17 protein-coding genes are annotated in these 21,635 nt (G+C 65.4%); 10 read left to right on the forward strand and 7 right to left on the reverse strand.

Annotated features, from left to right (window positions below; genetic code table 11):
* The 4 genes from PHLH3_RS14745 (at position 1) to PHLH3_RS14760 (ending at position 5,015) form a co-directional block, all read left to right on the forward strand.
* The gene (locus tag PHLH3_RS14745) at positions 1-1,425 is read left to right on the forward strand and encodes an efflux transporter outer membrane subunit (protein ID WP_213630190.1); all 1,425 of its coding nucleotides are present in this window, start codon (positions 1-3) and stop codon (positions 1,423-1,425) included.
* A complete protein-coding gene (locus PHLH3_RS14750) occupies positions 1,422-2,945 on the forward strand; it encodes an MFS transporter (protein WP_213630192.1) in 1,524 nt (507 codons plus the stop codon). The genes PHLH3_RS14745 and PHLH3_RS14750 overlap by 4 nt, the downstream gene beginning before the upstream one ends.
* A 145-nt stretch (positions 2,946-3,090) precedes the next feature.
* Positions 3,091-3,867, forward strand: a complete 777-nt coding sequence (locus PHLH3_RS14755) for an APH(3') family aminoglycoside O-phosphotransferase (RefSeq protein ID WP_213630194.1) — start codon at positions 3,091-3,093, stop codon at positions 3,865-3,867.
* A gap of 107 nt (positions 3,868-3,974) precedes the next feature.
* Positions 3,975-5,015, forward strand: a complete 1,041-nt coding sequence (locus tag PHLH3_RS14760; protein ID WP_213630195.1) for a hypothetical protein — start codon at positions 3,975-3,977, stop codon at positions 5,013-5,015.
* A gap of 22 nt (positions 5,016-5,037) precedes the next feature.
* Here PHLH3_RS14760 and PHLH3_RS14765 read toward each other — a convergent pair whose 3' ends face one another.
* Positions 5,038-6,414, reverse strand: a complete 1,377-nt coding sequence (locus PHLH3_RS14765; RefSeq protein ID WP_213630197.1) for a hypothetical protein — start codon at positions 6,412-6,414, stop codon at positions 5,038-5,040.
* A 198-nt stretch (positions 6,415-6,612) separates the two neighbouring features.
* Here PHLH3_RS14765 and PHLH3_RS14770 point away from each other — a divergent pair, with 198 nt between their 5' ends.
* The 4 genes from PHLH3_RS14770 (at position 6,613) to PHLH3_RS14785 (ending at position 8,950) form a co-directional block, all read left to right on the forward strand.
* Positions 6,613-7,206, forward strand: a complete 594-nt coding sequence (locus tag PHLH3_RS14770; protein ID WP_213630199.1) for a GNAT family protein — start codon at positions 6,613-6,615, stop codon at positions 7,204-7,206.
* Positions 7,207-7,265: 59 nt separating this feature from the next.
* Positions 7,266-7,691, forward strand: a complete 426-nt coding sequence (locus tag PHLH3_RS14775; protein ID WP_213630200.1) for a DUF1801 domain-containing protein — start codon at positions 7,266-7,268, stop codon at positions 7,689-7,691.
* Positions 7,688-8,497, forward strand: coding sequence for an AraC family transcriptional regulator (locus PHLH3_RS14780; RefSeq protein ID WP_213630202.1), 810 nt, complete (start codon positions 7,688-7,690; stop codon positions 8,495-8,497). The genes PHLH3_RS14775 and PHLH3_RS14780 overlap by 4 nt, the downstream gene beginning before the upstream one ends.
* A gap of 75 nt (positions 8,498-8,572) precedes the next feature.
* Positions 8,573-8,950 (forward strand): cupin domain-containing protein, encoded by a 378-nt coding sequence (locus PHLH3_RS14785; protein ID WP_213630204.1) that lies wholly within the window; start codon positions 8,573-8,575, stop codon positions 8,948-8,950.
* A 331-nt stretch (positions 8,951-9,281) separates the two neighbouring features.
* On the opposite strand, the gene PHLH3_RS14790 is transcribed toward PHLH3_RS14785, so the two are convergent.
* The 4 genes from PHLH3_RS14790 to PHLH3_RS14805 all read right to left on the reverse strand — a co-directional run bounded on the left by PHLH3_RS14790 (position 9,282) and on the right by PHLH3_RS14805 (position 15,679).
* A complete protein-coding gene (locus PHLH3_RS14790; RefSeq protein ID WP_213630206.1) occupies positions 9,282-9,791 on the reverse strand; it encodes a BRO family protein in 510 nt (169 codons plus the stop codon).
* A 492-nt stretch (positions 9,792-10,283) separates the two neighbouring features.
* Positions 10,284-12,428 carry a P-loop NTPase fold protein gene (locus PHLH3_RS14795; RefSeq protein ID WP_213630207.1) on the reverse strand — a complete coding sequence of 715 codons (2,145 nt, stop codon included), beginning with the start codon at positions 12,426-12,428 and terminating at the stop codon, positions 10,284-10,286.
* Positions 12,429-12,565: 137 nt separating this feature from the next.
* Positions 12,566-13,732, reverse strand: coding sequence for a catalase family protein (locus PHLH3_RS14800; protein ID WP_213630209.1), 1,167 nt, complete (start codon positions 13,730-13,732; stop codon positions 12,566-12,568).
* A 69-nt stretch (positions 13,733-13,801) separates the two neighbouring features.
* Positions 13,802-15,679: a di-heme-cytochrome C peroxidase gene (locus PHLH3_RS14805; protein WP_213630211.1), complete on the reverse strand. Its 1,878-nt coding sequence runs from the start codon at positions 15,677-15,679 to the stop codon at positions 13,802-13,804.
* A 316-nt stretch (positions 15,680-15,995) separates the two neighbouring features.
* On the opposite strand from PHLH3_RS14805, the gene PHLH3_RS14815 reads away from it, so the two are divergent.
* Complete coding sequence (locus tag PHLH3_RS14815) at positions 15,996-17,282, forward strand: sigma-54 dependent transcriptional regulator (protein WP_173178116.1); 1,287 nt, start codon at positions 15,996-15,998, stop codon at positions 17,280-17,282.
* A gap of 518 nt (positions 17,283-17,800) precedes the next feature.
* Here PHLH3_RS14815 and lpdA read toward each other — a convergent pair.
* Together lpdA and PHLH3_RS14825 are read right to left on the reverse strand one after the other, a co-directional pair.
* Positions 17,801-19,201, reverse strand: coding sequence for a dihydrolipoyl dehydrogenase (gene lpdA, locus PHLH3_RS14820; RefSeq protein WP_213630215.1), 1,401 nt, complete (start codon positions 19,199-19,201; stop codon positions 17,801-17,803).
* Positions 19,202-19,738: 537 nt separating this feature from the next.
* Entirely contained in the window at positions 19,739-20,626 is an 888-nt protein-coding gene (locus tag PHLH3_RS14825) for a pseudouridine synthase (RefSeq protein ID WP_213630217.1), read from the reverse strand.
* Between the two features lie 465 nt (positions 20,627-21,091).
* Between PHLH3_RS14825 and PHLH3_RS14830 the strand changes: the two genes are divergently transcribed.
* The gene (locus tag PHLH3_RS14830; RefSeq protein WP_213630218.1) at positions 21,092-21,520 is read left to right on the forward strand and encodes a hypothetical protein; all 429 of its coding nucleotides are present in this window, start codon (positions 21,092-21,094) and stop codon (positions 21,518-21,520) included.
* The last annotated feature ends 115 nt before the right edge of the window (positions 21,521-21,635 follow it).

Raw genomic sequence — 21,635 nt, forward strand, 5'->3', positions numbered from 1 at the left:
ATGCACAGAAACGCCTTCAGCGCATCGGCGCTCCTGATCGCATTGACCCTGGGCGGCTGCTCCATGGCCCCCACCTACGAACGCCCCGAAGCGCCGGTGGCCGTGCAATGGACCGGCCCCGCCGCCAGGCAGGGCCAGGCCGCCAGCGAGCTGGACTGGCGCACCTTCATCGTCGACGCCGACCTGCGCCGGCTGGTGGGGGAGGCGCTGGCCAACAACCGCTCGCTGCGCCAGACCCTGCTGGACATCGAGCAGGCCCGCGCGCAATACCGCATCCAGCGCGCCGATCGTGTGCCGGGGCTTTCCGCCAGCGCCTCGGGCAGCCGCCAGCGGGTGCCGGGGGACCTCTCCGGCACCGGTGCCTCCACCGTCACCAGCAGCTACCAGGCGGGCCTGTCCCTGCCCGAGTACGAGCTGGACCTGTTCGGCCGGGTGAAGAGCCTCACCGACTCGGCCCTGGAGCAGTACCTGGCCACCGAGGAGGCGGGCCGCAGCGCGCGCATCGCCCTGGTCGCCGAAGTCACCCAGGCCTACCTGACCTACGACGGTGCCCAGCGCCGCCTGGCCCTGACCCGGCAGACCCTGGCCAGCCGCGAGGACTCCCTCGACCTCACCGCCCAGCGCCGCGCCGCCGGTGCCGCCACCGCGCTGGACCACCAGGAAGCCCTCGGGCTGGTGGAACAGTCCCGTGCCGAGCTGGAAGCCAACCAGCGCCAGAAGCAGCAGGCGCTCAACGCCCTGGTGCTGCTGGTCGGCACCCCGGATGCCGCCAAGTCGCTGCCCGAGACGCCCCGTGACGAGCCGCTGCTGATCCAGGACATCGCCCCCGGCGCCCCCTCGGCGCTGCTGGAGCGGCGCCCGGACATCCTCGCCGCCGAGCACCGGCTGAAGTCGCGCAATGCCGATATCGGGGCGGCGCGTGCGGCGTTCTTCCCGCGCATCAGCCTCACCGGCAGCTTCGGCAGTTCCAGCGCCGAGGTGTCCGGCCTGTTCGATGGCGGCTCGCGCTCCTGGAGCTTCATGCCGACCCTGACGCTGCCGATCTTCGACGCGGGCCGCAACGCCGCCAACCTGGACCTGGCCGAAGTGCGCAAGGACGCCGCCGTGGCCGCCTACGAAGGCAGCATCCAGACCGCGTTCCGCGAAGTGGCCGACGCCCTGGCCGCCACCGACACCCTGCGTCGCGAGGAAGCGGCCCGCCGCGCCCTGGCCAACACCAGCAACGAGACCCTGAAGCTGGCCAAGGCCCGCTACGAAGGCGGCGTCGACAGCCACCTGCGCTACCTCGACGCCCAGCGCAGCGCCTTCCTCAACGACTCGACGCTGATCGAGACCAGCACCCAGCGGCAGCTCGCCCTGGTCGACCTGTTCCGCGTCCTGGGTGGCGGCTGGAGCGGTGCCGACGCCGCCGTGGAGAGCCGATGAGAGCGGGCCACCCACCGGGCAACCGCTGGCTGGTCCTGCTGGTGGTGGTCCTGGCCTACCTGCCCATCGTCATCGACATGACGGTGCTGCACATCGCCGTGCCGTCGCTGACCCTGTCCCTCGGGGCCAGCGGCGAGCAGGTGCTGTGGATCATCGACATCTACCCGCTGATCATGGCCGGCCTGCTGGTGCCCATGGGCACCCTGGCGGACCGCATCGGCAGCCGCTTCATGCTGCTCGCCGGCCTGCTGATGTTCGTCGCCATGTCCTGTGCGGCCGCCTACGCACCCACGGCCGTGGCCCTGATCGCCGCCCGCGCCGGCATGGCGGTGGGCGGTGCCATGGTGCTGCCCTGCACCCTGGCGATCATCCGTCGCGCCTTCGAATCGCCCAGGGAGCGGGGCATCGCCCTGGGCCTGTGGGGCACCGTCGCCTCCGCCGGTGCGGCCCTCGGCCCGCTGGTGGGCGGCGCGCTGCTGGAGCACTACTGGTGGGGCTCGGTGTTCCTCATCAACCTGCCGTTGATGGCGATCATCTGGCCCCTGGCCCATGTCCTGGTGCCCCGTGACGAAGGCAGCGCCGTTGGCGGCTGGAAGATCGGCCAGGCGCTGCTGCTGATCGCCGGCATCATCGCTACCGTGCATGCGCTCAAGTCCGGCCTCACGCCCGGCGGCCCGTCCTGGGCCAGCGGCGCCACCTTGCTGCTGGGCCTCGCGCTGCTGGCCGACTTCGTGCGCCGCCAGCTCACCAGTGCCGAGCCGATGCTCGACCTCGGCCTGTTCGCGCGGCCGGCCATCCGCTCCGGCCTGATCATGGCGCTGGTGGTCTCCGGCGCCCTGGCCGGCACCGAATTGACCATCGCCCAGGAGCTGCAGCTGGTACTCGGCCGCACGCCGCTGCAAGCGGGCCTGTTCCTGCTGCCGCTGATGATCGCCGCCGGCGTCGGCGGGCCGCTGGCCGGCTACCTCGTCGCCCTGGTCGGCCTGCGCCGGGTGGCGACCACCACGCTGCTGTGCTCGGCCACGGCATTGGCGGGCCTGGGGTTGAGCAACCTGAACGACGGCGTGTGGGTGGCTGGCCTGCTGGTGTTGCTGGGCCTTGCCCTGAGCACCGGCCTCACCGCATCGTCCATCGCCATCATGGGCGCCGCGCCGGCCAGCAAGGCAGGGGCCGCCGGCGCGCTGGAGGCCACCGGCTACGAGATGGGCACGGGGCTGGGCATCACCGCCTTCGGCGTTCTGCTCTCCAGCGTCTACGGTGCCGCCATCCAGCTGCCGGGCGGCTTGCCCGAGGCCCTGGGGGACCAGGCGGTGCGCTCGCTCGCGGACACCCTGGTCACCGCCGGGCACCTCGACGCCGGCCTGGCCGCGACACTGGCCCACGCCGGGCGCGAAGCCTTCGCCGCGGCCCACGGTACGGTGCTGCTGTCCGCTGCGGTGCTGCTCGCCGGCCTGGCGCTGGTGGTGTTCCTGTCGCTGGGCAGGGAGGAGGGGCGCCAGGCGGCAGCGGCAGGGCACTGAAGGCTGCGCCGGCGCCTCGCGCCGCCTCTTGAACCCCGGCCCCGTGCCGGGGTTCCGCATTCAAGGCCTGTCACAATTTCCACTCATCCCGAAGCCGCCGGCTGCGCTATCGTTGCGCGCTTTCCATCCACGACAGGCGGGTTCCATGCCATTCGTACTGCCCCGGAGCATCGCGCGCTTCATCGACGGCGCCCCCCTGACGCGGGATTGCGTCGGTGAGTCCCCATGCGAAGTCCACGCGTTCGAGCGTGGCAACGATCGCTTCTTCCTCAAGGCGAGCGCCGCCATCTACGCGCCCACCACCTACAGCGTGATGCGCGAGGCCAGCGTCCTGCAGTGGCTAGACGGCAAGCTCCAGGTGCCCGAGGTGGTGGCCTGCGCCGCCGGCGACGGGCATGAATTCATGATCACCCGCGCGGTGCCCGGCAGGCCGCTCGCCGAGCTGATGGAAGACGAGCCCTCCGTGTACCAGGCCTTCGCCGAGGCCCTGCGCCTGCTGCAGGCGGTGCCGGTCGACGGCTGCCCGTTCGATTCCTCGGCCGCCGTGCGCCTGCACGAGCTGGAGTACCTGGTCGACCAGGGGCTGATCGCCGATGACTGGGACCCGGACACCTGGCCCGAGCTGCCGACCCCGCAGGCGCTGATCGCCCACCTGCACGCCAGCGTGCCGACCGAGGACCGGGTCTTCTCCCATGGCGACCTGTGCGACGCCAACCTGTTCATCGACGCCCGTGAACGCCTGCACTTCATCGACCTGGGGCGCGGCGGCCTGGCGGATCGCTGGCTGGACATCGCCTTCGCCCACCGCAACATCGCCGAGGAGCTGTCGCCGGCAACCGCCGACCGCTTCATCGCCCGCATGGGCATTCCGGACCAGCCGGCCAGGCGCCTGTTCTTCGAGCAACTGGACGAGATGTTCTGAGCAGCGCCCGGCACGCTCGCCGAGCGTGCCGGCCTAGCCCATCCGCACTATTTCGCTGGCGCATCGGGGCGGTGACAATCGCCGGTCCCTCTATCAAGGATCGATGCATGAGACTGCCTCGCCCGCTTCTTGCCCTGTCTTCCGCCTTGCTGCTCGCCTTCTCCCTCGCCGGTTGCGTGCCCGAGCCCTACACCAGCGGCTACGGCATGGACGACCCGAGCAACGGGCCGCTGCTGGACAAGATCGACGCCGCGCTGAAGGCGAACATGGCCGTGGTGCTGGTGGCCGACGTGATGCCGCACAAGACGCTGAAAGATGCGCTGACCATGACCCAGTGGACGCCGACGGTGATCTGGCAGAACGAAAACGACCCGAACATCACCTTCGGGCGCCGCTTCAAGACCAACCAGCTGCAGCGCGACCCCAAGCCCAACAACCTGTTCACGGCCTTCGAGGTGCACATCCTGCCGCCCGGCAAGTACCTGCTCACCGGTGGCGACGACTACCAGATCCGCGGCGTGCTCGACGAGGTCGGCGCCCGCAGCGGCCCGGCCGGCTCGGGCAAAGGCCCCAACGGCACCGCGTACCTCTCCACCGAGCTGTACCGCGAGTACTACCGGGAAGAGGTGTGGAAGGACGCCACCTACGGCAGCGAAATCAAGACCCAGCAAGTCTGCACCGCCGTGCATGTGGCCAGCGGCGCCTGCGTGGCCTGGGGCGAGCAGCAGTACAGCCAGACGACCCAGGGCGCGGGGGCCGGCTACTACCAGCAGACCGATTCCCGGGACGTACCCTCGATCAAGGTCCAGGCGCGCCTGCCGGCGGACAAGGCGCTCGCCAGCTTCACCGTCCAGGGCGGGCAACTGGTGCTGGCCCCGCGCATGCACCTGAAGAGCCCCAGCTATGCCTTCCAGAAATCGCAGTGCCGGGCGACCAATGCGCAGAAGATCGAGTGCCCGCTGCAAAACCTGACCGTCTACACCTGGCCGGCGCCCATGGACTTCGCCACCTCCGTCATCTCCCCGCGCTACCTGAGCGATGCGCACCAGCAGATGCTGTCCCGCATCCAGCCCCTGCAACTCACCCCGCTGCGCCACCAGGGCAAGGAAGACCCGATCTGGGGCGTGCCGCTGTCGTTGACCAAGTAGCGCCTCACGCCGGTCGCCAGCCCTACAGCTGGGTCCCGCGCGCCTTATGGCACACCAGCGCGTCCTTCACGTACTCGGTGTAGAGGGCCATGTCGCTGTACAGCCACATGGCCTGGACGCCGCTGCAATAGATGCCTTCCGACTGCGGGCAGGTCTGCACGTCATACAACGGGCGATCGCCGCCCCAGCTGTCCGACGCCTGCTGGGCCGCTTCGGTGGCGGCGCGGATGTATTCGTCCTTCTGCGCGGTTGCCTGGCTTATCGCCAGGTCGTAGCTGCCTACCGACCGCGCCATGCCCAGAATGGGTTTCTTCAGTTCGCTGGCGTTGGCCAGCAGTTCGGGGTGGGAAATATCGGGCCGCACGCCGCTCGCATCGGCGGGGCAGTTGCCGGCGAAGGTGTAGGTCTTCTGCTGTGCCGCCAGCACCCGGGGGCTGGGGCCACCCTGGCTGCCGGAGCCCACCGTGGGCAGGCCCGTATAGGTGCTCGCGCCGGAACCGTCGGTATGGATTCCCGCCGCATTGAACGCGGCCTGCATCACCTGCTGGCCCTGCGCGGCATTACCCGTGTCGTACGCCACCTTACTACCCAAGGCGACGCCGGCGAGGGCGCCGATCATCTTCACCGTGTCCATGCCCGAATCACTGCCTTGCGAGGTGGCGGGCGATTCAGCGGCTGCCGAGGCGTAGCTGGGTGCCGCAGGCGTGGCGCTGGATGTGACGGCGGAGGCGGTGGGTGCCAGGGCGGTGCTGGTTACCGCCCCGGACAGGCTGGTGGGCCTGACCCTGGGCGCGACCTTGGCGTTGGCAGGAGCCCAGTCCCCCATGTCCTTGTAGGACTCGGCGGTGAAAGTGCTCAGGTCGCCCTTCAGGCTGATGACCAGGTGCGGGTCGGGCTTGATGCCGGGCACCCTGGCGGGGATGGAAGTCAGCGAGGTCCGCAGAGTTTCGTAGCTGGAGGCCGGCACCTGGCCGACCACGCCCAGGCGGCCATCCACCACATAGACATCGAGGTAGTTGGCGGCGAGCAACTGGCTGACCTTCTGCTTGAGTCCGGCATCCTTGGCCAGTTGAGCGCTGGAGGCATCCTGCCGAACCAGGGTGAAGGTGTAGACCTCCGCATGAGGAATGGCCGTCACTTCGGAGAACACCGCCTGCTGGGCCTGTGCGCTATCGACCTCGCCCGCCACCAGCACGATGTCGTCATAGGCCTTGAGGATCAGCTTCGGATAACGACTCGAATACGCCTGCGACAGCCTGACCACCGTCGGCCCGATGGCGGCCTTGTAGAGGCGGGCGGCCTCGTAGTCCTGCTGCTGTTGGCGCAGGGCTGCGTTGTGGGTGCTTTCGCAGCCGGCCAGCACCAGTGCCAGGAGGCTCAGGCAGAGGGTTCTGTTCATGTGATTTCCTTATCGGGACCGTATCGGGAGGCGGCAGGGCAAGCGGGTTTCAGGCGTAGCGGGATAATGGCCAATCGCCGGCTTTCGCTCAATAGCCAGCGCCGGCGGGCCCGCCCGACGGTAACTTCCGCGCCCGCTGTTCCGGCCCGCAAGGGCGCTGCGTTACGCTTGCCGTCCCAACGCCCAGGAAGTCTCCCGATGTCCAGCCAGGCCGCCCGGCAGCCGACCCTCAGCGGCCAGCTCGTCGAACTCATTCCCCTCCAGGTGGAACACCGCCAGGCACTGCTGGACGCAGCCGCCGATGGCGAGCTGTGGAACCTGAAGTTCACCGTGGTGCCGGGGCGGGAAACCGTGGACGCCTACATCGCCACCGCGTTGCAGGGCCGCGAGCAGGGCACGGTGATGCCTTTCGTGATCGTCCGCCGCGAGGATGGCCGGGTCATCGGCAGCACCCGCTTCTGGAAGCTCGACCGCCTCAACCGAAAGCTGGAGATCGGCCACACCTGGCTGAGCGAGTCGGCCCAGCGCTCCGGCGCCAACACCGAGGCCAAGTTCCTCCTGCTCAGCCACGCCTTCGAGGTGATGGACATGGTGCGCGTGCAGTTCACCACCGATGAGCTGAACGAGAAGTCCCGCGCCGCCATCCTGCGCCTCGGCGCCCAGCAGGAGGGCATCGTCCGCCACGAACGGATCATGCCCGACGGGCGCAAGCGCAATTCCGTGCGCTTCAGCATCATCGACCCCGAATGGCCCGAGGTGAAGGCGCGCCTGCTGCACCGTATGGCGCGCTGACGCCGGCTGGTCTTCACTCTCCACCCTGGCACCAACCCTCGACGCATGGAGACAACCCGATGAGCAAGGAAAGCAGCAAGGTGGAAGAGGGCGCCCTCGACGCGTCCCGCCTGATCGACGCCCGCATCGCCGAGCTCGCCGACTGGCGCGGCGAAACCCTGGCCAGGGTGCGCGAGCTGATCCGCGCCGCCGATCCGGAGGTGGTCGAGGAGTGGAAGTGGCGCGGCGTGCCCGTGTGGTCCCACGCCGGCATCGTCTGCACCGGGGAGACCTACAAGAGCGCGGTGAAGCTCACCTTCGCCAAGGGCGCCGCGCTGGCCGACCCGGCCGGGCTGTTCAACGCGAGCCTGGAAGGCAACACGCGCCGCGCCATCGACATCCACCCGGGCGAGCGCATCGACGAGGCCGCATTGCAGGCGCTGTTCCTCGCCGCCGTGGCGCTCAATACCGAGCGCCCGGCCAAGCCCCGGAAACGCGCCGGATGACCGAGCTGCCCGGCACGCGGGACTGGGTGCGGCGCAGCGACCACCCGGCGCGGATCGAACGCATCGAGGCCTATTTCGGTGGCCACGGCTACGACCCGCACCGCCACGACACCTACGCCATCGGCCGCACCCTTTCCGGGGTGCAGAGCTTCAGCTACCAGAAGAGCCTGCGCCACAGCCTGCCCGGCGGCACCCTGGTGCTGCACCCCGACGAACTCCACGACGGCATGGCCGGCACCGAGGCCGGCTTCCACTACCGGATGGTCTACGTCGAGCCGGTGCTGATCCAGCAGGTGCTCGGCGGCAAGCCGCTGCCCTTCGTGCCCGGCGGCCTCTCCGACGACCCACGCCTGCGCCGGGCGACCGAAACCTTCATGCAGGCCATCGACCACCCGCTGCAGGCGCTGGAGGAGCAGGACGCCATCTTCGACCTGGCCCAGGCGCTGCAGGCCGTGGGCGGCAAGCGGCGAGGGCGCCGCGCCCTCGACTTCGCCTCGGCCGAGCGTGCGCGGGACTACATCCACAGCCACCTCGGCAGCAACCTCAGCCTGGAGGAACTGGAGCGCGCCAGCGGCCGCGAACGCTGGAGCCTGTCCCGCGATTTTCGCGCGCTCTACGGCACCAGCCCCTACCGCTACCTGACCCTGCGCCGCCTCGACCGCTGCCGGCGCATGCTGCTCGACGGCTTCAGCCTCGCCGACGCCGCCCTGGCCGCCGGCTTCTTCGACCAGAGCCACATGACCCGCCACTTCACCCAGTGCTACGGCCTGCCGCCGTCGCGCTGGCTGCGCATGCACGCCCGCTGAAGCTGCAGGATCGTACAAGAGCGGCGCGGCGGGGCTCGCTAGTCTGGCGGCTCATTCCCAACCCGGAGCCGCACCATGGCCCTTCAGCCCGAATACCAGAGCATCAACCTGCTGCAGAAGACCTCGCTGTTCAGCGAGCAGTGGAACCCCAAGGTCGTCGCCGAGATGAACGACTACCAGTTCAAGGTCGTGCGCATCGAAGGCGACTTCATCTGGCATGCCCACGCCGACACCGACGAAGCCTTCCTGGTGCTCGAAGGCCAGCTGCGCATCGACCTGCGCGACGGCGCCGTCCTGCTCGGCCCCGGCGAGCTCTACGTGGTGCCCAAGGGCGTCGAGCACAAACCCTATGCCGAACGTGAAGTGAAGATGATGCTCATCGAGCCCCGTGGCGTGCTCAACACCGGCGAGGAGGGCGGCGAGCGCACCGCGCAGAACGACGTCTGGATCTGATCGCCCGCCTGCATCGCACCTATTCTCGACAGGCCGTCACGGTTCGAACCGACAGGACAAACACCTGCCGTAGGGTGTGCCGTGCGCACCTCCGCACGGTGCTCCCGGTGAAGCTGAAGCCGGGCTACGCACGCGATCGCACGCAGGGGTAGGGGCGACTTCAGTCGCCCAGCGATGCCCGGCATCGCGCCTTCGTGGGAGCGAATTCATCCGCGATAGGCGGGGGCAGGGTGCAACCACGGCCCCCGCCACGTTGGGCTTCGTCCCTCAGCCCAACCTACGCCGCACGGAAACGGGCCCCGCAGGGCCCGTTCCTTGTTCACGCCGGCGGCTAGAACTCTTCGAGCGGCATGCGCTTCCAGCTCGGCAATTCGCGCAGCGCCGGCTCGTCGTGCACGGCGAGGAACACCGGCAGGTCACCCCGGGCGAGCCAGATCTCGCCCTGCCACTTGAGCACATGCACCTGCTGGTTCGCCCAGCTCATGAAAGCCCGCTTCGGCGCGGCCCCTTCGTCGCGGTGGTGGTCGTACAGCGTCGGCAACACCGCCTCGCTGAGCCAGCGGCCAATGTTGCGGTGCTCCGGGTGGTTGAACCGGTACAGCGCCTTGTAGGCACCGGCATCGCTGATCACCTCCAGCTCCTCGCGCAGCCCGGTGCCGTATTCCAGCAGCACCCAGCGCTTCTGGTACGGGTCCATGCGCTGGGGCAGGCGATAGGGGCGCAGCGCACCGATCATCCGCGCGAAATCCACGGCGACGAACCAGGGCTGGTTGTCGATCATCACGGCGCGCAGGGGGTAGCTGTTGCGGTGGAAGAACAGAGGCGTGTGTGCTTCGTGCATGGGTGTAGCTCCTATCAGTCGGTTCAGGAGCTGCCGCCATCCGCTGTCAAACGAAGGGTGGCAGACCGCGCAGGGTTGACAGACCGGCGATAGGACCCGGCAGACCCGAGGGTCTCCCCACGCGATCTGCCATAAAGCAGTGCAGTTAAAACTGCATGCGAGCACGTGCCTGCAAAAAACGTCCGCCGTTTCTCGCATGCACCTTGCGGCGCAATCGCGCCTATCGGAACGGGCTGTCAAACCCGGTCGCGGGATTTACCGCGACCGGCGAAGGATAGGGAGGTGAGGCGGGGAGGGCAAGTGTTGCATCGCGCGTTACTACTTAAGAGTTTTGTGGAGGATATGGTCAACAGAGTAGAGAGCGTGCGGTACTGGGGCATGAAATAGTTAATCAGGATTTTAATTTCGTTAGTTGAGAGAAGAAACTGGCTTGCGCAAGAAGTATGCAGAATATGGATGAATGGTGCCTTAATAGGAGCTCTAGGATGAGTTCTAACGTGAAACTTCCGTTCCGTCGATGCCGTAAAGTTCCTTCTCTTCAATTACTGAGCGCCAAGCTGCTAGCGTTGGATTCGTAAGTGATTTGTCCGCGAGTCGTTTGCTGGCATGAGCTTTGAAGTCTTTCAGTGGGCAGTAGGCTTCTAGTAGCGATATATTTTTGGGTAAGCTGTATGCGTGGCCATTTGATGAGTCCCAACTGCTGCCTAGATAATGCAATGCAAATTTATCTAACGTCGGGTCGTTTTCTTTGAGGGTTTGGAATATTTCTGGGCATATAGATGGTATGAGTTGGGCCGAAATCCACAAAATGCGGCCTGGTGTACTTGTGTCTAGTAGTGTGTCTTGGTTTGCTGAATTTATTAAGTTACTGCTGAGACTTGATAGTATTCTTTGTTTATTTTGGGTGGGGATGAGTAGATTCTTGTAATCGATTCTGTAGTCGTCAATGTAGCTCTGTGCAATTATTTCCATTGCGCATGAAAGAGAGCGAGAATCTAGTGCGATTTTTTTGATTATGCTTCTTTCTCTGGGTTTATCTGTGCTTCTGATGATTTTTCCGACAGTTTGCAGCGCTGAGTCAACTATGTGGTGGTTGAAGGAGTTTGCTGTCTCACTAGGCTTTTCTATAAAAGGTGGTCGGTCTACGAGTCGGGTGATCGATGTGCAAAGTTCCTGAGGGTCAGAAATTCCTTCCCCTTTTATTGTTTGGCAAACATCTCCGAGGGAGATTACAAAGTCTTCATAATTCTCAGAGTTGAGTCGGGATGTGATTTCTTGTCGCTGGCTTGGAGTCTGCAGATATTGACGGGCAAGTTTGATGCTTATGTCTCCATCTGTCATGCCCAGTTGAAGTGCAATTGCTAGTCTTCCTGGATGGCAGATACAGCCTTCGGCATATGTGCCCTTCCCAAGGGAGAATCCCTCTTCTAAAGAGGCTACTTCGTTGAAAAGGAAGTGGACCAGTCGTTGTGTGGCGTTGCCTCTATTAGAGGCGACGTAGGCTGCGCTTCTTTCTTCGGCTCCTGATTTTATTAGCTCTTCAGATGACTTGTTTATGTGGTAGTTGTCCGCGAGTTTTCCTACAAAGAGATATGGTTTCTTTTTTATTAATTCAAATACTGCAGGAGCTTTAACGGATAAGGCGGATATCCCAAGGATGTCTGATAGTACTACCTCGTCTCGCAATAGCGGTTCGAGTGTCTGGAGTGCGTTGAATACGCGCGTTATATCTCTAGGTAATTCTAGAAGGTCTCGGAGTCCGGAGTTATAAAGGTGTCTGAGGCGCTCCCCTTGATTGGGGAAGCGTTGGTGTCTCGCCTCCGGGTCAAGCTTATCAAACGCATCATTCATCATTCTGCTTCGTGCACTTAAAGATAAGCTAGGCAGAGGCATCCTTACCTGTACTATTTTATCTAGGTAGCTGTGTGCGTAAGGTACTCCGAGTTTTTCGAGTGAACTGCTGACATATGATGAGTCCCATGCTATTACATGGGCTATGTGTGGAAGGTTTCCGACGGATTTGATTATTCGAACCATTTCGAAAACTTCTGGTGGAAATAATCTGTCTATATCGTCAATGAAGATTACTATGGGGTGATTTAATTTTTGAAGTGCGCTTTTTACGTTGTCTTTGTAGGTTTCTAGGTCTGGTGTTTTGTATTCTGATACCGAGCCGCTTAGTTTGCCTACGGCATCAAAGATTGATTTGATTATTGTCGCCCACGGCTCCGCGCCCGGAATAAATTTAACCAAGTCAAAGGCATTGCTGTAGGCTTTTATTTCTTGTGCGGCCTTTTTTGCGTTTTTGCTATGGTCGTTTAGCTTTATGGAGCTTGCTACTCGAGACAGAAAGTGGCGTAGAAGAGCATCCTTGTCTCCTATAAGCCATGGGTTGAAGTGTACAGCTAGAAATGGGTTGGTTTCATTCTTTAGTAGCTCTTCTATCATCGCTAGGGTTGAGGTTTTTCCGCTGCCCCATTCCCCTTCTATAGATAAAACCAGTCCGTCGGCTTTAGATGCGCTCTTTAGTGTCTCTACAGCAATCTCGGCGAAGCCCTTTCGGAATAGTTTGTCTTGCTCAAGGGCCGAGTCTGCTTGTAGTGGTGCATCAGAGTTGATGCTTATTTTTGCTTTCATGCTCTTCTTGCTGCAGCTCGCTGTTCTTAGATATGACGAGTTGATAGAGGGCGCGTCCCGGAGCATGCGAGCTATTTCATGAGCTCCTTGGAGTTGCAGGCCAGCCAGCGCTCCCCGCGCCAGCCGGCCTCCTCGCATCACTCGTGCTCTTTCACCTCAGCCTGCGGCTGCGGCACGCCATTCCGTTCATGCCGGTACACGCTCACCGTTTCGTACACTACCTTGCGCAGGCGGTTGATGCCGCCAATGGGGCGGTGTTCGGGGAGGGCGTGCCAGGGGTTGAAGGAGAGGTTGTCGCAGAATTCGTTCTGCTCGCGGCTATCGAAGTCCTGCGCGGGCACCTTGATGGTGGCGACGGTCTGGAAGGGGGAGATCTTCTCGCTCCAGGCCACGCTGGTGTCTTCGATGGGCATGTAGTACTGCGGGTTCTGCACCTGCACCTGGAGGGCGAAGCAGGCCGGTACGCGGTCCAGGGAGAGGCGCTGGTACAGGGCGTTGCGCAGGAAGTTGGGCAGGTCGGTGTTCTGCTTGGGCAGTTTGTACTCGGGGCAGGATTGCGGGTCGGGGATGACGCGGTACTTGATGTTGGCCTGGCCGAGCTTGTACGGGGAGACGGAGCTGTACACGGTGTCGGTGGGGCTGTCCGGGGCCGGGGCGAGGGTCTGCAGGGCGATCAGCATGTGGCGGATCTCCCAGGTGCGCGGGTCGAGGCTGGGGAAGAAGGCGCCGACCTTCTGGCCGTTGGCCTGGGCTTCGAAGTTGCTGCGGTATTCGGCCACGTCGCGGATGAAGAAGACGTCGTGGTTGAACATCACGAAGTCCTGTTCGTTGGCGTGGTCCGGGGCGTTGAGCAGTTTCTGGCCGGGCACGTCGAGCAGTTTGATGGCCATGCCGCGTGCGTCGCGGGCGCTGTCGAACTGCGGGTAGGCGTTGCCGTTGGAGAGGCGCATCCAGGCTTGCCAGGTCTTGCCCGGTTCGGCGAGCACGCCGGCACGCAGGTCGCTGGCCAGGTCCTTCGCGACCGTGACTTCGGCCTTCACGCAGCCATGGGCCTTGGCGTGGGCGTCACGCATCACGCGGGTGTTGTCGCGGTGCTGTTCGACCACGCGCACGGCCGATTCCATGATGGCCTTGGCGTCGCTGGCCTCGGTCGGGGGGATCTGTTCGTCGGCGGAGACGGGGCCGGAGAATTTCCAGCTGTAGTAGAGCGAGCCGATGCCCCAGCCCAGCAGGCCGACGACGAGGAGGGTGAGGGTGAGCTTGCCGAGGAGGCGGCCGAGCCAGAGCCAGAAGCGCTTGAGCATGGGAGCTGGAGTCCTTGTTGTTCGTTCCCAGGCCCTCCCCGTGGCGGGGAGGGGTGTGACAGCGGTCTATCAGCCTTCGCAGGCGGGGCCGGGCGTCCAGGGCTTGGGCGCTACCGGGCTGAGCTTTTCTTCCAGGCTCTGGTTGCCCATGACCTTGAGGTATTCGATCAGCGCGAGGCGTTCGTCCGGCGAGAGGGCGCGGCCGATGACGCCGTTCTGGCGGCAGCCGTCGCGGAACTCGTGGCCCTGGTTGCTGTTGCCGGTGACGGAGGTCTTGAACAGGAACCCGCCAGGGAACTTGTCGTGCTTGAAGCCGGCGAATTGCGGGTCGTACTCGAAGTTGCCGACGTAGAACTCCTTGGCGCGCTCGGGCACGGGGGAGAGCAGCTGGAAGAGGGTGGGCACCGAGCCGTTGTGCAGGAAGGGCGGGGTGGCCCAGATGCCGTCCAGCGGGCGGGCCTTGTAGGCGCGCAGTTCGCGCACGCCGATCTTTAGGCCGTAGCCGTCCATCTGCTTGCGTTCTTCACCGCTGATGCCGGCCTGCTCGTAGGCGCGGTCTTCGACGTAGGCGGTGAGGTAGGCCAGGCCCTTGGCGCTGGAGATCTTGCTGAAGTCGAGGTCCTGCAGCGGCGGTTTGCTGAACAGGACGACGTCGAGCTTGGAGAGTTGCTCCTTGGTCCAGCCGAGCTTGGTGATGTCGAAGCGGTGATCGGCGATGTTGTCAGCGGTGGTGGGGTCGGTGCCGATCTTGTCGGTGGCGATCATGCGCATCTTCCACTCCGGGTCGCGGTCGGGCGCCAGGCGCTTGTCCACCGGTTGCGGGTTGGGGGCGTGGCAGTAGGCGCAGTTCTCGGCGAACAGGGCGCGGCCCTGGCTGGCGCGGGGCAGGTCGATCTTGCCGAAGACCTCTTCCGGCCAGGTCGGCGGCTTCAGGGTCTTGAGGGTTTCTTCCAGGGTGTGCAGGTCACGCACGCGCACGCTGGAGGCGTAGCGCTGGTCCAGCGGTACCGGCTGGCCGTTCTCCTGGTGCAGGGTGAGGCTGGCGCCGACGCCCAGGGATTCGCCGATGTTGCGGGCCATGGGCTGCATGGCGGAGCCGTTCCACTGCACCCAGTCGAATTTCCAGATGTCCCACAGCTGCGGGTAGCTCACCGGGGCATTGGCGATGCGGTAGTTGGCGGGGTCGATGGCGTCGCCGAACACGCTGTTGGCGATGCGGCCGAAGGCGTCGGTGCGGCCGAAGCCTTCCTCGGTGGGGTAGAGGCCGCGGTGGGTGTCGTTCCAGGCAGTGCCGAGCAGGCGGTCGAGCACGTCCTTGAAGTCGCTGCGCAGTTCGTCCTTGCCCTTGGGGTATTCGCTGCCGAGCACGGTCTTGGCGAAGCGGTTGAACTTGAAGGGGTTGTAGTAGGTGAAGGCCATGCTCATGCCCAGCGCCTGGCCGAAGCCGCCGCCCCTGAGGGTGGGCACGGTGGAGGCGAGGGAGTGCAGGGCGGCGCCGCCGTCGATGCGCACGGCTTGGCCCTTGTAGTGCAGCTCGCCGGTGTGGCAGGCGGAGCAGGTGATGTCGAGGTACTGCTGGCCGGTGTCGTCGTCTTCATGGCGGGCGAAGCCGACGGGCAGGTTGCCGGGGTTGATCTCGGTGGCCTTCTGCAGCGGATCGACGAGGAAGCCGAAGCGGGCGAGGTATTCCGGGCGGGCGAACCTGTCGCTGGAGAAGGGCAGTTCGAGCGCGGTGAACCAGTCGTAGCGCAGGCCCTTAACCGTGGTGCCCTGGGGCGTGTAGTAGTAGGTCTGGCGAGCCTGTTCGTCCCACTGGTTGAGGTAGTGCAGCTGCTCGGGGGCTTTGTAGGTCGGCAGGTTGGGGTTGGCGACGTAATAAAGGACGACGGCCAGGCCCAGGAGGATCAGAACGAGCAGAAGCACCAGCGTGCGACGCAGGATTCGCATCAGATACATCCTTGTAACTAGTGGGGAAAAGCCTACGTTATGCCAATCAATACGGCTATTGGCAAGGTGCTATTACCAATGTCTTGGGCACGGGGCGTTTTGTCGGCTGCGTCATGTTTTCGAGAGGCCGATTCTCCGGGCTTTTTCACTGCGCAGGGCCTGCGCCCGATCGCTTCGGCGTTTTAAGAACCCTTCGCGATGATGCCTATAAGAAATGGTTCCATAGCCCGTCAAAGATATTGCTAGCGTTACAGTTAGAAGCGCCAAACCATTGTTTTTATTGCATTAATCAAAAAATTGGCGCCAAGGATGGGACATGTTGGACACCATCACCCCGACTGCTCGCCGCGTGCTGATGATCGACCCTTGTGAGGAGTGCCGACAGCTGCTGCCGCGCCTTCAGGCCAGCGGCTGGACGGTGGAGAGCCGCGAGTCGCAGCAGGCGCAGGCGGGCGGTTATGACGTCGGCCTGTTGTGCTTGCGGCATGAGCACCTGGACAACCCCGAACGCATCAAGACGCTCATCAGCAGCAGCGGCACCGAGTGGATCGGCCTGCTGGGGCGGGACATCGCGCCCCAGGAGCGGGTGGAGGATTTCGCCGGCGAATGGTTCTTCGACACGGTGGAAGTCCCGGTGGATTCCGCGCGCCTGCAAGGGCTGCTCGGCCGGGCCTTCGGCATCGCTCGGCTGCGTGGCCTCGGCAGCCGCCAGGGTGCCGACCACGAGCTGCTGGGGCAGAGCCGGCCGCTGCGTGACCTGCGCAAGCAACTGGCTAAGTTCGGGCCGCTGGACCGGCCGGTGCTGATCCTCGGCGAGAGCGGCACCGGCAAGGAACTGGTGGCGCGCACGCTGCATCGCTATTCACGCCGCGTGGGCGGGCCCTTCGTGGCCTTCAACTGCGGGGTGCTGGACGAGGCCGGCTGCAGCGCCGCGCTGTTCGGCCCGGCGGGGCGCCTGCAGGCGGCGAGCGGCGGCAGCCTGTTCCTCGATGCGGTGAGCGAGCTGCCGCTGGAGGTGCAGCGCACCCTGATGCACTGCCTGCGTACCCGCAAGCTGCCGCAGCCCCAGGGCCCGGCACGCAGTCTGGACGTGCGCCTGCTGGTGGCCTCGGACCGCGACATCGAGCTGATGGCCGAGCAGGGGCGCTTCCTCCCGGAGCTCTACCAGTTGCTGGCGCCGCACCAGGTGCGCCTGACGCCGCTGCGCCGCCGCCAGGGCGATATCGCGCTGCTGGCCAACTACTTCGCCGATCTCTACAGCCTGGAGTCCGGGCACAAGCCGCGGCAGTTCAGCGAGGAGGCGCTGACCGCGCTGGTGCGCCACCACTGGCCGGGCAACGTGCGCGAGCTGGCCAGCCGGGTGCGGCGCGGCTATGCGCTGGCGGAGGGGGAGCAGATCGAGGCGGCGGACCTGGGGCTGCACAGCGTGCCGATGGACAGCGTGCTGATCGGCACCCTGGACGACTACAAGCGCCGCGCGGAGTACCAGGCGCTGTGCGACGCGCTGGCGCGCTACGGCAACAACCTCAGCCTGGCGGCACGGGTGCTGGGCATCTCGCGGCCGACCTTCTACCGGCTGCTGCACAAGCACCAGCTTCTTTAGGCAGCCAGACTCCGGAGTGTTGACGTAGGGTGTGCTGCGCGCACACGGGAGGGGCTGTCGGAAGCTCCGTGAGGAGGTGCGCACGGCACACCCTGCGGCACGTGTTCATCCTCTGGGGCTTCAATTCGAATGGTCACAACCTGTCTTCCTGGCAAGGCGGCTTGGCCAGACTCCGGAGTGTGGATGTAGGGTGTGCTGCGCGCACCTGGGAGTTCACCGGAGGCACCGCGCGGAGGTGCGCACAGCACACCCTACGGCACGTGTTCATCCTCTGGGGCTTCAATTCGAATGGTCACAACCTGCCCTCTTGGCAAGGGGCTTGGCCAGGCTTCGGAGTGTGGATGTAGGGTGCGCCGCGCGCACCTGGGAGTCCGCCGGAGGCACCGTGCGGAGGTGCGCACGGTGTTCATCCTGCGGGGGCTCAGCTCTTCACAGGCCACCTCGCCCAGGGGGCGTGGTTGGCGAGGCTCACATGAAAAAGGCGCCGGAGAGGCGCCTTTTTCATGGGCATCACGCCGTCAGCTCTGCATCGCCCAGCCGCTGACATCCATGGCGGCCTGGCGCAGCGCTTCGGAGCGGGTCGGGTGCGGATGGCAGATCAGCGCGATGTCTTCGCTGGAGGCGGAGAACTCCATCGCCACGCAGTACTCGCCGATCATCTCGCTGACGCTGGGGCCGACCAGGTGCACGCCCAGCACTTCGTCCGTGCGTTCGTCCGCCAGCACCTTCACGAAGCCTTCGGTCTCGTGGTTGATCTTGGCGCGGCTGTTGGCGGTGAAGGGGAACTTGCCCACCTTGTAGGCGCGGCCCTCGGCCTTCAACTGCTCCTCGGTCTTGCCCACGGTGGCCACTTCCGGGCGCGTGTAGATGACGTTGGGGATGACCTCGTAGTTCACCTCGGCCTTGTGCCCGGCGATGCGCTCGATGCACACGATGGCTTCGTCCTCGGCCTTGTGCGCGAGCATCGGGCCGGAGGTGACATCGCCGATGACCCAGACGTTGGGCGTGGCGCTCTGGTGCTTCTCGTTGGCCAGCATGCCGCGCTTGTCGACGCTCAGGCCCACCGTCTCCAGGCCCAGCCCCTGGGTGTAGGGGCGGCGGCCGATGGCCACCAGCACGTAGTCGGCCTGGAGGTTTTCGGCCTCGCCACCGGCGGCCGGCTCGACGCTGAGTTCGACGCCGCTCTTGCCGCTCTTGGCGCGGGTGACCTTGGAGGCGAGCTTGAACTTCATGCCTTGCTTGGCCAGGGCGCGTTGCAGGGTCTTGCCGGTTTCCACGTCCAGGCCGGGGCAGATGCGGTCGAGGTACTCCACCACCGTGACCTCGGCGCCCAGGCGGCGCCAGACGGAGCCCAGCTCCAGGCCGATCACGCCGGCACCGATCACCACCAGGTGCTTGGGCACCTCGGGCAGGGACAGGGCGCCGGTGGAGTCGAGGATGCGCTTGTTGTCGATCTCCACGCCCGGCAGCGGCGTGGGCTCGGAACCGGTGGCGATGACGATGTGCCGGGCTTCCAGCACCTGCTCCTTGCCGTCGGCACCTTTGACCACGACGCGCCCCGGGCCGTCGATGCGCCCCCAGCCCTTGATCCATTCGGCCTTGTGCTTGCGGAAGAGGAATTCGATGCCCTTGGTCAGCGCGCTCACGCTGTCGGCCTTCTGCTTCATCATCTGCCCGAGGTTGAGCGTGGGCTTGACCTCGATGCCGAGCAGTTCGAATTCCTTGCCGGCAGCGGCCTCGTAGAGTTCGGAGGCGTGCAGCAGCGCCTTGGACGGCATGCAACCGACGTTCAGGCAGGTTCCGCCCAGTGTCTCGCGTCCCTCGACACAGGCCACCTTCAGGCCGAGCTGGCCAGCGCGGATCGCCGCGTTGTAACCACCCGGCCCGCCGCCTATCACTACCACGTCGTATTGGCTCATGAACTTTTCCTCTATCTCTGTTGATGTCTATCGACCCAGCAAGCGTAGTGGAGCTTCACGGCGCGTCCATCGGCTTTGGATGACGGGCGTAATATCCTCGCGCCTGAATGAGCGGTCAAGAAAAGTTCGTATAGGTCAGGGCGCTGTGGGAGCGAATTCATTCGCGAACGGAGCTGCGGGCTCGAGTGGCCCCCCGCGTTCGCGGGGGTGACGGGTAGGGCGAGGCCTCCCAGGCCCCTCGTCATCCTCGCGAACGCGGGGATCCACTGGACAATGCACCGGGCGAGGGACTCGGGTCTTTCGCGAATGAATTCGCTCCCACGAGAGTGGCGCCCGGCATCCGTAGGTTGGGCTGAGGCACGAAGCCCAACGCAGCAGAGCCAGGGGCTGGGTACCGGATGCAGCGCTGCGCACCGATGGGCGAATGAATTCGCCCCTACAGGGGGGACGCGGGTTGCGTTGGTGGGGCTGTGGGGGCGCCCGGCACTCGTAGGTTGGGTAGAGGTACGAAACCCAACATGGCGGAGTTGGGCCCCGTTACGCGATATCCATCAACCGCAGGGTGCTTTCGAAACGCAGGGCTTCGCCGCTGATGGGGTCGACGAAGGCCAGTTCGCGGGCCAGCAGTTGCAGGGGGCGGGCATGGTCGTCGGGGGCCTGGGTGTCGTGCAGGTCGGGGTAGAAGCCGTCGTTGAGGATGCCGGCGCCGAGGGCGGCCATGTGCACGCGCAGCTGGTGCTTGCGGCCGGTCACGGGGTGCAGGGCGTAGCGCCATAGCTGCGGGCCGCGCTCGATCACCTCCAGGCGGGTTTCGGTGTTGGGCTCGCCGTCCACCTGCTGCATGCGGAAGAAGGGCTCGCCCGGCTCCAGGCGGGTGCGCAGGGTGAGGGGGAATGCCAGCTGCGGCAGCGGCGCGGCCACCGCTTCGTAGCGCTTGTGCACGCGGCGCTCACGGAACAGCGCCTGGTAGGCGCCACGGGTGGCCGGCTCGCGGGAGAACAGGACCAGGCCGGCGGTGTGCCGGTCGATGCGGTGCAGCGGCACCAGGCCGGGGATGCCCAGGCGCCGGGTGAGGCGCGCCTGCAGGGTCTGCTCGACGTATTCGCCAGCGGGCATCACCGGCAGGAAGTGCGGCTTGTCGACCACCACCAGGCGCTCGTCCTGGTAGAGCACGTGCTCCTCGAAGGGGATCTCGCGCTCCTGTGCCACCTCGCGGTAGTAGCGCACGCACAACCCCACGTGGTAGGGGCGCAGCGCATCCACCGGGCGGCCCTCGCCATCGGTCACCCGCCCACGCGCCATGCGGTCGAGCCAGGTGGCGCGGTCGATGGCCGGGAAGTGCGCGCAGAGGCAGTCGAGCACCGTCGCCCAGGGGCCCTGGGGCAGGTGCAGCGTGCTGGGGCGCACATTGGGTTCGGTGCTCATGGCCATCTCCGGTCAAGCCTGGCGGGGCGCGCATTAGGCCGCAGCGGGCGCGGGCGGTCAAACCCGGGCGTGTCGGTTTCCCTCCACCCGGCGTGGCGTCATCCGGCAGGGCAAGCGGACCCTTTCACCTGTCGAGCCCATCGGGCTTGAGCCTAGGATCACGGCCACTTCACCGCACGGGCATCGCCCAAGGCAGCCCACGCTTTTCGGGAGCGCATGCTCGTCCCCGCTCTCGGGATGGGTATCCGAGGCGGGGCCGGTGGGACGAACAACGCAAGCAAGGAGACTGACCACGGCACTGGATTTCATCACCGCGGGCGAGCGTCGCCTGGCCGTCGAGCCCTATGGAATGCCGGTCGCCGGCCGGGCCGGGGGTGACGGCGAGGCCCGTACCGTCGGACTGCAGCACCCGGTGCACCATCGGACCCCGGGCCATGCTTGCCGCGTGCAGGTGGAGGTGGACGCATGAATCCCCTCATCACCCTGGCGGAGTGGTCCACGCGCCTCACCAGGGGGCGCATCAGCAGCCGCGAGCTGACCGAGATCATGCTGGAGCGCGCCCAGCGGCACTTCGCCTCCGGCGGCCACGCGTTCATCGAGCTGGACGAGGAGGGCGCCCGCGCCGCCGAGGTGCTGCGGGGCGCCGATGCCTGGCTCATGCCCACCGTGTCCGTATCCCCGCCGCGCCTGGCGGACATCCTCGACGAGGACGCCTACCACCGCACCGACGCGCGGGTGCTGGCCAACCCGAGCGTGGTCAACTTCATCGACGGCTGCGCGCTGTCGATCCCGCTGCCGAAGCACCCCGGTATCGCCCTTGGCGTCTGTGGCCTGGGCGGCCAGGACGCGAGCATCCTGCAATTGGGAGCCAGTATTCAGCGCTGCCTGGGCTGAACCGCCGATGCTTCGAGAGGGCGCGCCCCGAGTACCGGGCTATTTTCATATAAGTCCATTTTTCCGATTCTTATATGGGTTATTCGCGGATAAAGCGTGGTTTCATGAAATTAAT

The organism is Pseudomonas sp. Pc102 (genome assembly GCF_018408275.1).
GTDB lineage: Bacteria > Pseudomonadota > Gammaproteobacteria > Pseudomonadales > Pseudomonadaceae > Metapseudomonas > Metapseudomonas tohonis.

Bases quoted from the DNA above. Each gene is read 5' to 3' on its own strand.
- PHLH3_RS14760 (WP_213630195.1), top strand. From the start codon at position 3,975: ATGAGACTGCCTCGCCCGCTTCTTGCCCTGTCTTCCGCCTTGCTGCTC.
- PHLH3_RS14755 (WP_213630194.1), top strand. From the start codon at position 3,091: ATGCCATTCGTACTGCCCCGGAGCATCGCGCGCTTCATCGACGGCGCC.
- PHLH3_RS14795 (WP_213630207.1), bottom strand. From the start codon at position 12,428: ATGAAAGCAAAAATAAGCATCAACTCTGATGCACCACTACAAGCAGAC.
- PHLH3_RS14800 (WP_213630209.1), bottom strand. From the start codon at position 13,732: ATGCTCAAGCGCTTCTGGCTCTGGCTCGGCCGCCTCCTCGGCAAGCTC.
- PHLH3_RS14770 (WP_213630199.1), top strand. From the start codon at position 6,613: ATGTCCAGCCAGGCCGCCCGGCAGCCGACCCTCAGCGGCCAGCTCGTC.
- PHLH3_RS14765 (WP_213630197.1), bottom strand. From the start codon at position 6,414: ATGAACAGAACCCTCTGCCTGAGCCTCCTGGCACTGGTGCTGGCCGGC.
- PHLH3_RS14805 (WP_213630211.1), bottom strand. From the start codon at position 15,679: ATGCGAATCCTGCGTCGCACGCTGGTGCTTCTGCTCGTTCTGATCCTC.
- PHLH3_RS14790 (WP_213630206.1), bottom strand. From the start codon at position 9,791: ATGCACGAAGCACACACGCCTCTGTTCTTCCACCGCAACAGCTACCCC.
- lpdA (WP_213630215.1), bottom strand. From the start codon at position 19,201: ATGAGCCAATACGACGTGGTAGTGATAGGCGGCGGGCCGGGTGGTTAC.
- PHLH3_RS14830 (WP_213630218.1), top strand. From the start codon at position 21,092: ATGAATCCCCTCATCACCCTGGCGGAGTGGTCCACGCGCCTCACCAGG.
- PHLH3_RS14825 (WP_213630217.1), bottom strand. From the start codon at position 20,626: ATGAGCACCGAACCCAATGTGCGCCCCAGCACGCTGCACCTGCCCCAG.
- PHLH3_RS14815 (WP_173178116.1), top strand. From the start codon at position 15,996: ATGTTGGACACCATCACCCCGACTGCTCGCCGCGTGCTGATGATCGAC.
- PHLH3_RS14780 (WP_213630202.1), top strand. From the start codon at position 7,688: ATGACCGAGCTGCCCGGCACGCGGGACTGGGTGCGGCGCAGCGACCAC.
- PHLH3_RS14775 (WP_213630200.1), top strand. From the start codon at position 7,266: ATGAGCAAGGAAAGCAGCAAGGTGGAAGAGGGCGCCCTCGACGCGTCC.
- PHLH3_RS14750 (WP_213630192.1), top strand. From the start codon at position 1,422: ATGAGAGCGGGCCACCCACCGGGCAACCGCTGGCTGGTCCTGCTGGTG.
- PHLH3_RS14785 (WP_213630204.1), top strand. From the start codon at position 8,573: ATGGCCCTTCAGCCCGAATACCAGAGCATCAACCTGCTGCAGAAGACC.
- PHLH3_RS14745 (WP_213630190.1), top strand. From the start codon at position 1: ATGCACAGAAACGCCTTCAGCGCATCGGCGCTCCTGATCGCATTGACC.